At 30.7% G+C, this 13,043-nt stretch carries 6 protein-coding genes; 2 read left to right on the top strand and 4 right to left on the bottom strand.

Annotated elements, in window-relative coordinates; all coding sequences use genetic code 11:
• The first annotated feature begins 53 nt into the window (after positions 1 to 53).
• Together wecB and DFR56_RS12720 are read left to right on the top strand one after the other, a co-directional pair.
• Positions 54 to 1,166: a non-hydrolyzing UDP-N-acetylglucosamine 2-epimerase gene (wecB, locus tag DFR56_RS12725; RefSeq protein ID WP_110395836.1), complete on the top strand. Its 1,113-nt coding sequence runs from the start codon at positions 54 to 56 to the stop codon at positions 1,164 to 1,166.
• Between the two features lie 134 nt (positions 1,167 to 1,300).
• Positions 1,301 to 3,295 carry an acyltransferase family protein gene (locus DFR56_RS12720; protein ID WP_110395835.1) on the top strand — a complete coding sequence of 665 codons (1,995 nt, stop codon included), beginning with the start codon at positions 1,301 to 1,303 and terminating at the stop codon, positions 3,293 to 3,295.
• A gap of 140 nt (positions 3,296 to 3,435) precedes the next feature.
• Here DFR56_RS12720 and DFR56_RS12715 read toward each other — a convergent pair whose 3' ends face one another.
• The 4 genes from DFR56_RS12715 to DFR56_RS12700 form a co-directional block, all read right to left on the bottom strand.
• Positions 3,436 to 6,453, bottom strand: coding sequence for an N-acetylglucosaminidase (locus tag DFR56_RS12715; RefSeq protein ID WP_110395834.1), 3,018 nt, complete (start codon positions 6,451 to 6,453; stop codon positions 3,436 to 3,438).
• A 928-nt stretch (positions 6,454 to 7,381) separates the two neighbouring features.
• Positions 7,382 to 9,343, bottom strand: a complete 1,962-nt coding sequence (locus tag DFR56_RS12710; RefSeq protein ID WP_110395833.1) for a hypothetical protein — start codon at positions 9,341 to 9,343, stop codon at positions 7,382 to 7,384.
• Entirely contained in the window at positions 9,279 to 11,972 is a 2,694-nt protein-coding gene (locus DFR56_RS12705; RefSeq protein WP_110395832.1) for a glycosyltransferase, read from the bottom strand. The genes DFR56_RS12710 and DFR56_RS12705 overlap by 65 nt, the downstream gene beginning before the upstream one ends.
• Positions 11,972 to 12,937: a class I SAM-dependent methyltransferase gene (locus DFR56_RS12700; protein WP_110395831.1), complete on the bottom strand. Its 966-nt coding sequence runs from the start codon at positions 12,935 to 12,937 to the stop codon at positions 11,972 to 11,974. The genes DFR56_RS12705 and DFR56_RS12700 overlap by 1 nt, the downstream gene beginning before the upstream one ends.
• Between the last annotated feature and the right edge of the window lie 106 nt (positions 12,938 to 13,043).

Here is a 13,043-nt window from a genome sequence, read left to right as displayed (position 1 = left end):
ATAAACAGAAAGACAATCTAAGATTATTATAAGCAGTTTTTGGAGGGAGTAAGTTGACTAAAAAAGTAAAAGTAATGACTATATTTGGAACAAGACCTGAAGCAATAAAAATGGCTCCACTTGTTTTAGAGTTAAATAAAAGAAAAAATGAATTTGAATCAATTGTAACAGTTACTGCTCAGCATAGAGAAATGTTGGATCAAGTATTACAAATATTTGAAATTACACCCGATTTTGATTTGAATATTATGAAAGATAAACAAACGCTTGTGCAAATCACTAATCGTACTCTAGAAGGCCTAGATCAAATAATGAAAGAAGTAAAACCTAATATAGTACTTGTCCACGGAGATACTAGTACAACTTTTGCGGCTTCACTAGCTGCTTTCTACAATCAAATAACAGTTGGGCATGTTGAAGCAGGACTTCGTACATGGAATAAGTATTCTCCGTTTCCAGAAGAAATGAATCGACAACTTACAGGTGTAATGGCAGATTTACACTTTTCACCTACAGAAAAATCAAAACAAAATTTATTAAATGAGAATAAGCCTGAAGATCGTATATTTGTTACAGGAAATACAGCCATTGATGCTTTAAAAACTACAGTTGATAAAGCCTATACACATCCTATTTTAAATAAAATTGGAAATGATCGACTAGTGTTAATGACTGCTCATCGAAGAGAAAATTTAGGAGAAAATATGCACCAAATGTTTCGAGCAATAAAACGATTAGTCGAGACACATAATGATATTCATGTAGTATATCCAGTACATTTAAATCCAGTTGTTCAGCAAACGGCTGACGAAATTTTGGGTAATCATGATCGTATTCAATTAATTAAACCATTGGATGTTGTTGACTTCCATAATTTTGCGGCTAACTCCTATCTTATATTAACTGATTCAGGTGGAATTCAAGAAGAAGCACCATCCCTTGGAGTTCCTGTCCTCGTTTTACGTGATACAACTGAACGACCAGAAGGTATTGAAGCTGGAACATTAAAACTTGCGGGGACAGATGAAGATACCATATTTGACCTAGCTAATGAGCTATTAACAGATAAAAGTAAATATGAGATTATGGCAAAAGCACAAAACCCTTATGGAGATGGAAGTGCATCAAAAAAAATAGCTAACGAAATTATTAAGTTTTTCAGATAAGTCGTAGATTTAAAATTAAAAAGACAGCATAGTATTGCTGTCTTTTTTGAAACTTTCCAAATAGCTATTCATTTATACACAATATTTTGTTTTATGAGAAACAATGATCTTAAGATTGAAATGGGATGATTTAAATGAGAGAACTAAAAACTCCAAAAAAGGTATTTAGAAAAGAAATAGAAGGATTACGAGCAGTTGCTGCTATGCTTGTAGCAATTTATCATATTTGGTTAGGAAACGTTTCGGGAGGAGTGGACGTTTTCTTTGTTGTATCGGGATTTTTAATAACAACTTCACTTTTATCTAACTATGAAAAACACGGTAAAGTAAACTTTTTTAACTTCATTAAACGTTTAGCTACTAGATTATTTCCCGTTGCATTTTTTGTATTATTTATTGTTACCATTTTAAGTATCATACTACTCCCTAAAATTCAGTGGATGCAAACAGTAAAGGAAGTATTTGCTTCTTCTTTATATTATCAAAATTGGCAATTGGCTTTTGATGCAGTTGATTACCTTGCACAAAATAATGAAGCAAGTCCTTTTCAACATTATTGGGCCTTATCTATACAGGGTCAATTTTATTTACTTTGGCCGCTAATACTTTTCATTTCCGTACTTCTTGCAAAAAAAGTTTTTAACAAGTCAATTAGAGTTAGTTTTTTTGTATCACTAGTGTTTGTCTTTGTTCTATCATTCACTTATTCTATTTATAAAACATCTATAAATCAACCATGGGCATATTTTGATACATTTACTAGAGTATGGGAATTTAGTTTAGGTGGTATTATAGCAATAATAATTCCATATATTGCTGTACGTAAATCTTTAAGTTTTATTTTAGGTTGGACTGGATTGATTGCTATTATATTATGTGGAATTATTCTCCAGGTTTCTACCGTTTTCCCTGGATATGCTGCACTCTGGCCTACACTAAGTGCGCTTGCTATTATTATTGCGGGATCACAAGGAGGTACTTTTGGGGTTCATCGCATACTTGCATCTAAACCTTTTATGAAGCTGGGAAGTATATCCTATGCGTTTTACTTATGGCATTGGCCAATTCTTATTTTCTACTTTGTTCTCTTTGAAAATAATAAAGTACCCTTTTGGAGTGGAATAGTTTTAATCTTACTATCATTAATACTTTCTTACTTGACGACTACTTATATAGAGAAGCCTTTAAGAAATATGAAATATATAAACACAAATTGGATAAAAACACTTATACCAGTTTCTTTGACAATACCAGTTCTTATAACTGCAAGTATTTGGTCAATAACTATAGAAAAAACAGATACCGAACTTGCATTTGCTTATTATAATTCAGATTATGCTGGAGCAATGGCTTTGTTAACAGGAAATAGTGAAATAACTCCATTAAATAGTGATCAAATTGCTCCACAACCAATACAAGCTAGGCAAGACCTACCAAAAAATTATGAAGATAATTGTCATCAAAAGCCTGGGAAGTCGGATGTTATTGAGTGTGAATATGGTGATTTGGATAATCCAAAATACGAAATTGCACTAGTTGGCGGGTCCCATTCAGCGCACTGGCTCCCTGCCTTAGATAGCTTTGCTGAAAGCGAAAATATTAAAATTTTGAATTTTACTAAAAGTGGATGCAGGTTTTCAGCAGAAGGTAGTGTTGATAAAGATTGTAAGGAATGGAATGAAAAATTAATTGATAAATTAAAATCAATCAAACCAGATTTAGTATTCACACATGCTGATGTCGCTGGAGAAGATAAGGTACCGGATGGATTTTTGGTACAGTGGGATAATCTTAACGATTTAGATATACCTGTTTTCGCAATTAGAGATAATCCTAGATTTGGTTTTGATGTTGCTGTATGTGTTGAGGAGAATGGTGTAGATTCTAGTAACTGTATTGTTAGTCGTGAAAAAGTACTTCCCCTTAATAGTGCTTGGAGCCAATTAAAGGAAAAACCTGAAAACGTTCATTACGTCGATTTAAGTGATTCATTTTGTGAAGATACAGAATGTAAACCTGTTGTAGGAAATGTACTTGTCTATAGGGATAATGGTCATATAACTGCAACATATGCACGTACGCTTGGACCAATTTTACAAAATGAATTAATGACTATTTTGGAAAAATAGCATATTAACTTAGTTGAATAAAGAAAATTGACATTCGTGTAGTTTAGGATATTTAATAATTATATTTGTCATAATGTATCTTATCTTTATCAAAATAAAGCTGTCTACGTAGTTAACTTGTAGACAGCTCTTTCATTTGATTAATTATAGGATGGGTAATCAAACTCTAATGAATCAGTTATCCCCAGTTCTTGATAAAGATTATAAATAGCATTAACTTGTTTTGAAGCCCAGGCAACATCTGTAGCATATTGCTTCCAAGCGTTTCCATCTTTCATTTGTGGGTTCCATTTCATCTTATAAAGCGTATCCTGTTTAAATCTGTTCTGGATATAACCATTACTAATCCATTTGGCTCCTCCATCAATCGCCAGGGCAGGTGTAAACCATCCATTTGCATATGCCGTCTTGGCTCCACCATGTAATGGGTTTGTATCAACTGCACCAATTCCAAACATATTATATGTCTTTTTAATTGCCGTCAACTGGCTACGATTTTGTGCAGTTACAACTTCTAAATCACCTTTATTATTTATTCCAACCTCAACACCATTTGCTAGTGTAGAGCTACCATGACCAGTCTCATGGATAGCGTGTGATAATAAATATACATCATTTATTCCATGGTTTCTTGCTGCGTTGTAAAAAGCACTTCCTTGACCCGAAAGGGATCCTTTTCCTTTTAGATAATTATTAAGCATTGTGACGGAAGCACCGCTTGGTTTAGATAGAACTAAAAATTGAAATTTTTGTTTCGGATCATTCATAAAATTTTTAGGGTCCAAATAATAACGTATCTGGTCTGGTAATGCAGTAACTTCCTGTACTTTATCAGTTTTAATTGCATACCAATTATTCATTTCTCCTAATATTTCTACCTTGGTTCCTTTTGCTAACTTATCAATTACCTTGCTATCCTTGTCGCTTGAATTAGGTTTATTTCTTACATTAAGTGAATTAGCGGTTACTCTATTATTTTTGTCTATATATCCCTTATAAACAAAAGCATGTGAAGCCCAAACCTTAGGGTTCCGTTCTGGATCCTTTTGAATATCTACTGCTTGGTTTAAAGTTAAATTGTAATTTGTATAGGACACACCATATAGGTCTACTTCTGTTTTTCGTACATACCCTACTCGATCCAAATAAATGATCCTCCACCAGTTACCATAATCTGTGGCAATTGGATAGACTGTCCCCTTTTCTAATGTACCAAAAGGGACTAAATTACCCGAAGAGTTATCGTAAATAGTAACCTTTTGATTTGCTATAAATTTATTATTTGAATTTTTGTATTTACCATTTAAATTTTTTATTTCTTTACCAGTAGCATATCCCGTATGGGACTTTCTTACGTACCCGTATATGTCTCCGAATTGAACGCGCCACCAGTTGCCATAATTGCTTACGATTGGATAGGTTTCCCCTTTGTTAATCTCTCCGACTTTAATTAGTTTTCCTGTTCGATTATCAAATACTTCTGTATTCTGAGTTACTCGGAAATATTTATCCGTTGAACTGGATGTAGCTCTTACTTCATCTTTACGGACATATCCTACTCTATCAGCATAGATAACTCGCCACCAGTTACCATAATCTGTGGCAATCGGAAAAGTTGTGCCTTTATCTATTGTTCCAAAAGGGACTAACTTGCCTGATGTATTATCGTACACTGTTGCTGTTTGTAAGGCAGTAAATGTACGCGATTGGTTTTTATAGTTATTATTCATGTTTTTTATACTACTTCCAAGTGCAACAGAAGTTTCTGACTTTCTGACATACCCATAAAAATTACCAAACTGAATACGATGCCAGTTCCCGTAGTCGCTTACTCGTGGATAGATTTGTCCTTTTTTCAACTCTCCAACTTTTTTAAGTGACCCACTCCGATTATCATAAATAACAATATTTCCCTCTGCTCTAAAGTACTTATCACTTTTTATAAACTCTGATTCTACGTCACTTTTTCGGACGTATCCAATACGATCTGCAAAAATAACTCGCCACCAGTTACCATAGTCGGTAGCAATTGGATAAGATTGTCCTTTATCTATAATTCCATACGGTACTAATTTACCAGAAGTATTATCATAAACGACAACATTTTTTAATGCTTTGAATGAACGTGATTGATTTTTATAGGAACTGTTTTTATTTTTTAGGCTTAAACCATTATCAGGAACGGTATCTGCCTTTCGTACATAGCCATAAATATTACCATATTGAATACGATGCCAGTTACCATAATCACTTACCCTTGGATATACTTGATTTTTTTCCAGTTTTCCAATTGGTTTTAAAGATCCACTCCGGTTATCATATACGACTAAATTATCTTTAGTTACTTTAAAATAATTTGTAGATACACCTTTCCATGGATCTACTGTACGAGTCGCGGTACTTTGCATTGCACTAGAAGTTGTAAAGCTTTCTTGAGAGATATTCTCCTTTACTTCATCTGTGGTATCAGCTTCACCATGTTGATTATCTTCATCAAGAGTTTGTTCTTCAGATGGATATGTATCCTCAATTGGATCATTACTTCCTAAATCTTCTTCGGGGTCTTTAGCCTCTTCTTCTAAACCCTCATCCTCTTCCTCCTTTACATTATCGTTGTTTTCTTCCTCACCTGTATTATCTGATACTAAATTCTCAAAAGCTACAATTCTATCTTCTTCACTTAAATAGAATTCTATGTTCCCTAAATAGAATACTTCCATTCCAAGTTCATTTTCACTTATAGGATATGTTAAATCCTCATTAATTACCAAACGAGGGTTTTCATTAGGTTCTAATGAATATAATAGGAAGTCTTTTGAAAATTGCTTACTATTTTCTTGTGCAAAAGAATCGTGGAATGTAGGAGTACTCTCATCTTCACTAACCTCTCTAACTATTTGAAGAGGAATTACTGCAAATGTATCCGCATATTGGAAGGAGATTACTTCTTCCTGTATTTCTCCATAAAGATATGTATCCTTATTGATGATTATGCCTTCATCTAATTCAACTTGTTCAGTTGTTTGAAATAGCTTTGCAGTATTAATCTCCCCATCTTCTTTTACAACTCCAATAGAAGGGATAGGAGATAAAACTTGAGAAAATAGTAATAATATTGCTAGTGATAATACTGTGAAAATACGTTTCATTTTTATCATTTATAACCCCTTTCCATATTTTTATAAATATTTGATACACATATTATTATACTATTGATACATAGTAAACACAATGTACTAGGACATAAGTTTGTGTTAAAATAGGAAAACACTCCATGAAAGAGTGTTTTTCTGGTCGATATTGACAGTTCTATAAACTAGTAATTAATAACTCCTTTTTATTTACAATAATAATACATGCATTATCGAATGCTCTCATTAATTAAACCATTCTGGATTCAGGTATTAAAACGAAACTCACCCTGCTCTTGGTCTTCCGTTTTCTACATGTAAGAAAAATGTACTTCCAGCACCCTTAATAGGTTTATATGTATTGTAATTAATCACAATCGCATACATGTACTGAACTGGGGATTTAATTAAATGCTCATCAAGTTTACTAGACCTCGTTCTTTCTTGTCATGTATTATAATGTTTATCATTCACGTTGGAAACCCAATACGAGTTTTTCGTAGTTTTCTTAAAAGTCATTCTCGTTCCTGGGATTTGATGTTCTAAATGAATAAACTAATTTAAATGCACCTTTTGGTGTTCTCTCTGACCTTCAAAGAAAGAATTGCTGTATTTTGCTTTGATAATGTGTTTGTAGTTATGAGCCTCCAGTAATCTATCCAGATCTTTTATCCAAATGCTTCTTCATAGAGTCAATTAGACTCACCGTAAGATCAACCTACCATCTGGGAATAAAAGATTTGCTTCAGATGCTTCTCATATTTCCAATTAGTCTAGTTGTCGTTATGGGTAAATAACATGTACGTTTTTGTAGTAATAAATTGAGATCGATTCGTAGTCTAAAAATGTAAAACCTCCCAAAATTTTATAAATACTCATCCTGAAAGTGCTATAACCATCATTTATTTTTTCCGATCATTTTATTCCTAGTTAATTGATCACTAATGTAGATCAACTAATTAACAAATTTAAAGTCACCTATCCACAACCTAGAAGCATTTACCCAAGAAGCTAAACTAGAAGGTGAATGATGTTCAATATTTATATATAAGTCTTTTTGTTCAGATAATTTATCAATTTGAAATACATGTTCACCATAAAGATCTATAATATCTCTTGGTTTTTTAAATAAATTTGATTTAACTGTTATTTTATCTCTACCGTTTGGGTTATTATAATAAAATCTCAATTTAAACTGTAATCCTTCCCTAACATCATAATTCAAAAAGTTAATGTACAATTCATAAGACTCTTTTTTTTTTATATTATTATTAGAGAACTTAAATAAAAATCCACCATTAGTAATTTTTTGATAGATTCTCTCCGGCTGTGTCGAGGATGTTTTAATTAGTTTTAGACCTAGTTCTGACAGTCCACTTAGATTAGAATTTATTTTTTTATACTTTTTTAATTGACTTGCAGTGGATAGATATTTACTTTGTAAATTATTTGGTGAGTTTATATCCCAATAATTTAAAATAGGCCATAACTGATCAATAAGTTCAACAAATAACTTGTTTTTATGTCTATCCTCGATTGGATAAGAAAGTATTAAATCAACTATTTTTCTAGCGTTTAATAACAATATTGTATCAAATGCAATATCTGACTCACCAACAACTCCACCATGCCATTGAATTAACCTGTATGACAAAAATAACAATTCTAAAGGATTATAATTATAAAAGTTTTCTAACTGCGCATAATCCAATAAATTGGATACGTGCTTATTATTATCTGCTTCGTCCTCAATATTTGTCCATTTTTGTACATATTTCGCAATTGTTTCTACATCCCAATCCTCAACGTTTATAGATTCAAACGGAAATATATATTTTCCAATATTAAATAAAGCAGATGACCTAATATGTAAATAATTTTCACCTCCATATATTCGGTAATAATCATTAGCTAAATTATAATGGTGGTTCGAAAACACATTATGCTTAATTGTTTCTATAACACTTAAGTCTGTTGATTCATCCGATGAAATTTCAATAAATTTATGATTTAAGTTCAAATTATTTACAATAGAATCGACAATTTCTTTATCATTTTGGAATGTCTTTTTTACAAAATTACTCTCATTTGTAGTATCCTTTAAATATGTGAAAGTTTCCAATCTATGAATGAGTGGCTTTAATATAGCTAAAGACATTTTACTATCTCCACCACCTGTTAATGAGAGGAGTAATTTATAATTAGATTTATTTAACCATTTAACTGTTTCATTTAAATAAGAAATTAATTCGCGTCTGATTTCTTCTTTTGACCTAACTGAATATTTTCCAACAGGATAATATCTTTCAATTTTTGCAGTAGTTATTTCTAACGACATGTTAGGAATCAACTTTTCAACAGATTCAAAACGTGTATGACTTGAAAAGCTAACTTCTTTAGGATTATTGTAGAGCTTTTTAAGCTTATGTTCCATTGCTTCATTAATTAAGGTATCATGCGAACCGATTACCAATCTTCCTTTGCCTTTATAGTAACAAACTGCCTTTAGCCCTGCAACGTCATGAAAGAGCCGGATTTCCTCATTAGCATTTAAAATAAGTAGAAATCGACCACTTAGGTAAGATAAATTTTCTAAAAAATCATTATAGTTTGATTGTCTAGACATAATTAAGTTTTTAATAATAGCGTTTTTACTTAGGTCTCCATTTCTTATATCAAAAAAATAACCTAATACAATAATTTGTGATTTATTATACTGTAATTCAAAAAATTCATTACTATTGGAATAATAAAGTGTCAATTCTTCATTAATACTAAATTCATGCCAATTATATTTATTATTGAATTTTTCCCTTGTTAATAAAAAACCAAAAGGGTATTTCAAATCATCCTTAATGGTTATCACCCGCTTCAAAATAGCTTTTACAATAGTTAATAAATCCCAAATAATCTTCATTATGCATACATCTTTCAAAAAACTCAATTGGTTCAGCCTTTTTTTGCAACTCACTTTGGTATATTTCATAAATTTGATATAAAGTTTTTAAGCTATCTTTTTCTTCTCCTTCTCGGATTTTTGGGACTCTGAATAAATACCAACGGATAAAATAATCCGAAAACCGATCTGAAATATAGTGTTTAAACAGTCCATTTTTGTTTAAAAATACATATCTTTCTTTCTCTAAAACTAGGTACTTATCGAAAAATTTCTTTGATATTGTATTTGTTACAGAATTACTAACCGCGGCATAATATATGTGTATATCTAGATCAATCGCTTTAATTTTTTCACAGTTAAGTAATAATTCTTGAAAAAATAAGGAATCCTGTCCGGCTGCCTTCTCAATCATTTGTAAATTATTTTTGAGTATTATTTCTTTTTTAACAATTAATGCTTGAATACTCTGCACACGCAAATTTGAATCTTTCAAAAACTCAGATGTATTTGTTATGACACCTAATGGATTTTTGTTTAACACATAGTGAGAATAATTTAATTTTTTTTCATCAAAGTCGATTTTTACTATATCTCCAACGACAAGATCAAGTTCCTCGTCTTTTTGCATCTCATTAAACATGCGATAATATCCATCATTAATTGCTTCATTATCAGGATCAAGATAAGTAATATAGTCTGTTTTAGCTAAATGAACTCCTTTATTTCGAGGACGTGAAGCACTTCCGCTTCCACCATCATTAAATTTGTACAATTGTACATTAGGATATAACCTATTTAATCTATCTACCATATTTATTGTAGTTTTATCTGTAGAACCATCATCTACTAAAATAATATCCATTTGTTCAAACATAGATGAACGTAGTAGACTTTGGAAACACTTTCCATACAAATGTTCTCCGTTATTATAAACAGGTACAATAACAGACAATTTTAATTCTATTACTTCTTCGCTTACATTTTTTGGATCTGTGTTTAATTCTAGACAGTCTATACTATAACCATTATTACATTCAAAATCTCTAACAATTTTTGTTAATTCTTTTGCCAGAAAGCTTCCAGTAGAGAAAACGGTCTTATACTTATCTCTTATCCTGTTAACATAATCATGTTCAACACCTAATACTTTATCATCACCATCATAAAAAGAATCTTTTGTCACATATGATGAAGCTGTGTATTTAAAAGCGTTAATCATGTCCTCTAAATAATATTCTCCATATTCATATTCATTATTGAAAAACGTAACATAATCAAAAGAATGATAGTTTTCTTGCAATTGTTCAACCGTAATTAGTTGTCTGTGTTCGAATGTTTGGCGTTCAAAATTCTCAGCGTTGTTGGAATCACTTATATCTTCTACTACTACGGCAACTACTTTTTTAGGAATAAAGTCTTTTCCATAACCGATTTTTTCCAAAAGAGTATTCACTCTATGAAAAGTTGTATGTTGTTTTAAAACCTTCCTTACCCCATACATCTGATGTGAATAAAGTTCTTTATTCTTCGAATTATTCATGATCCCTTTAACTTCCGAACTATTTTGGACCATGAAGACATTTGGGAAGAGATTATTAATACCAACACTATAATTGGATAATATTAAATTTCCCATGGCTTGTAATTCATATACTCTATTTGCAAACATTGTTTCACTCGTTTGAACGGAATTTAAATTGATCGTCCAAGGATATAATTTAAATACTTTCTGTAGTATTGAATGATCAATACTTGGTGAGATATACTTTAAGTATTGATAAGGAAATAAGTGGTTTGGTAAGTTTTTATTAAAATTCCGATCTATTATTTTTAAATCATGGTTGGCAGAAATAATACCGTCAAATATTAATCGAGTGTCCCTCATTCTATTAGGATATTTCTCATACCAAGAGCCTGCAAATATCGCTCCTTCTAGCTTTTCATTATTAGCACTGATCCCGATTGGATTATTATATATAGGATTTACTCCAAACTCTAATACATAAACATTATCATTGTTACAATCATTTTTATAGTCATTTATTTTTTCAATTGCAGTTGTAAAAATATAATCGCATTTTTTTGCTATGTCAATAAAATTATGATAGTTAGTTGGATCCTCTTTAGAATAAAATACTATTTTTGCCCCTTGAGAACGAAAATAATAAATAATATTGTCTAGCTCTTCTCTTATTTTGGAGTTATTAGGATTTCCCATTCCTCTCCAATTTTCATTAATCCCTTTCCATGATGTAGCAATAACTAACACATCTAATTCAAGAGTAGAATAGCTGTTTCTATCAACATAAATGACCTTGGCAACATCTTTAAACGAATTAAAGAGGAATTCATCTGCTATTAATCCAATTCTAACATTTATTTCATTAAAATATTCAGTTCCATTGCTTTTCGGTATTTTTTCTATAGAATTTTCTATTCTGTCAATAAAATTTTTGTCACTATAACGTTCTTTTAACTTTATATATTCACTTTGTCTCACAAAATAATCTAAATTCTTTATATTAAAATCAACGTTTATATCTTCCTTTTCTAAAAAATCGAGTTCCTTTTTAATATTTACAAGCAAATCGACTTTTCTAGAACTTATTACTTCTAACCAACTATCTTGAATTATTTTAGAACACATTATTTCTTACTCCTTCTGTTTCTTAAATTCCAATACTTTACAGTCAGTTTACCCAGTGTCGAGTTCTTAATATTATTATATCTATGTTGTAACATTTCATATTGTCTACTTAATTCCCTTTGTTCCTTTAACAATTGTTGCTCTCTACTATATTGTTCTAATAATTCTTTTTGGATCTTAACTTTTTCTACTTTTTCATTTAGAAACTTCTTTTTAAAATCATTGTTTGTTTTGATTGAAGTATTAATATCTTGTGCTTTTTGTAATTTATCTTTGAGTATTTTATTTTCCTTTTGGTATTGATTTTGCTTATTAATATAATCTCTTTCAATTTGATAAATTGCTTTTTCAAATCTATAAAGTAGATCATTATCCAATTCTTTTCTCGTAATATTTGATCCTTTTTCAAATATTACCCCTATCCATTTTCCGAAAAATTCTATTTCCGTTATATGCAACTGTTCAGTTTGTAGTTTCAAAAAGTCAAGTAAATAAAAAGTTCTTTTATGATCTATAAAATCGTTTATTCCAAATGGGGTAGTCACAATTAATCTTCCGTTATTTTCCAATTGCGCAACTGCCTTTGAAAAGAATGATTGGACATCATTAATATGTTCTAACACTTCACCTAAAATTACACAATCATATTTTTCTTTAAAACTGAAAAGCATCAAATTTTCTTTTTGAAAGTGTACTAATTTCTGTGTTGTTTCATCTTCTTTTTGTAGATTTTCATTAGCATCATTGATTGCTGTTTCCGATAAATCGATACCAAATACTTTTTTTCCTTCTCTCCCCAATAAGATAGAGGTTATTCCTTGTGAACAACCAATGTCTAAGATTTCTTCACCTAATGCATTACTACATACCCAGTGAATCCTCTTTCGTACATTTTTTCTAAATTGCGTATTACCTTCTGAGTAATATGCATCATAAATTTTATCTTGCAATTTTTCAATATCCATTAAATAATCCTCACTTTTAAGCAACTTTTATATAAAAATATAATTTAAGTATATCAGACTAAATACATTATAAAGTTTGTCTTTTATTAATACAAGGGTTTGTCAA

This window comes from Pseudogracilibacillus auburnensis, from assembly GCF_003201975.1.
GTDB classification, from domain to species: domain Bacteria; phylum Bacillota; class Bacilli; order Bacillales; family Amphibacillaceae; genus Pseudogracilibacillus; species Pseudogracilibacillus auburnensis.
Note: the sequence above shows the minus strand (reverse complement) of the source record. Positions and strands in the feature narration are given on the sequence as shown.

Coding starts and splice junctions, on each gene's coding strand:
- DFR56_RS12720 (WP_110395835.1), top strand. CDS start 1,301: ATGAGAGAACTAAAAACTCCAAAAAAGGTATTTAGAAAAGAAATAGAA.
- DFR56_RS12715 (WP_110395834.1), bottom strand. CDS start 6,453: ATGATAAAAATGAAACGTATTTTCACAGTATTATCACTAGCAATATTA.
- DFR56_RS12710 (WP_110395833.1), bottom strand. CDS start 9,343: ATGAAGATTATTTGGGATTTATTAACTATTGTAAAAGCTATTTTGAAG.
- DFR56_RS12705 (WP_110395832.1), bottom strand. CDS start 11,972: ATGTGTTCTAAAATAATTCAAGATAGTTGGTTAGAAGTAATAAGTTCT.
- DFR56_RS12700 (WP_110395831.1), bottom strand. CDS start 12,937: ATGGATATTGAAAAATTGCAAGATAAAATTTATGATGCATATTACTCA.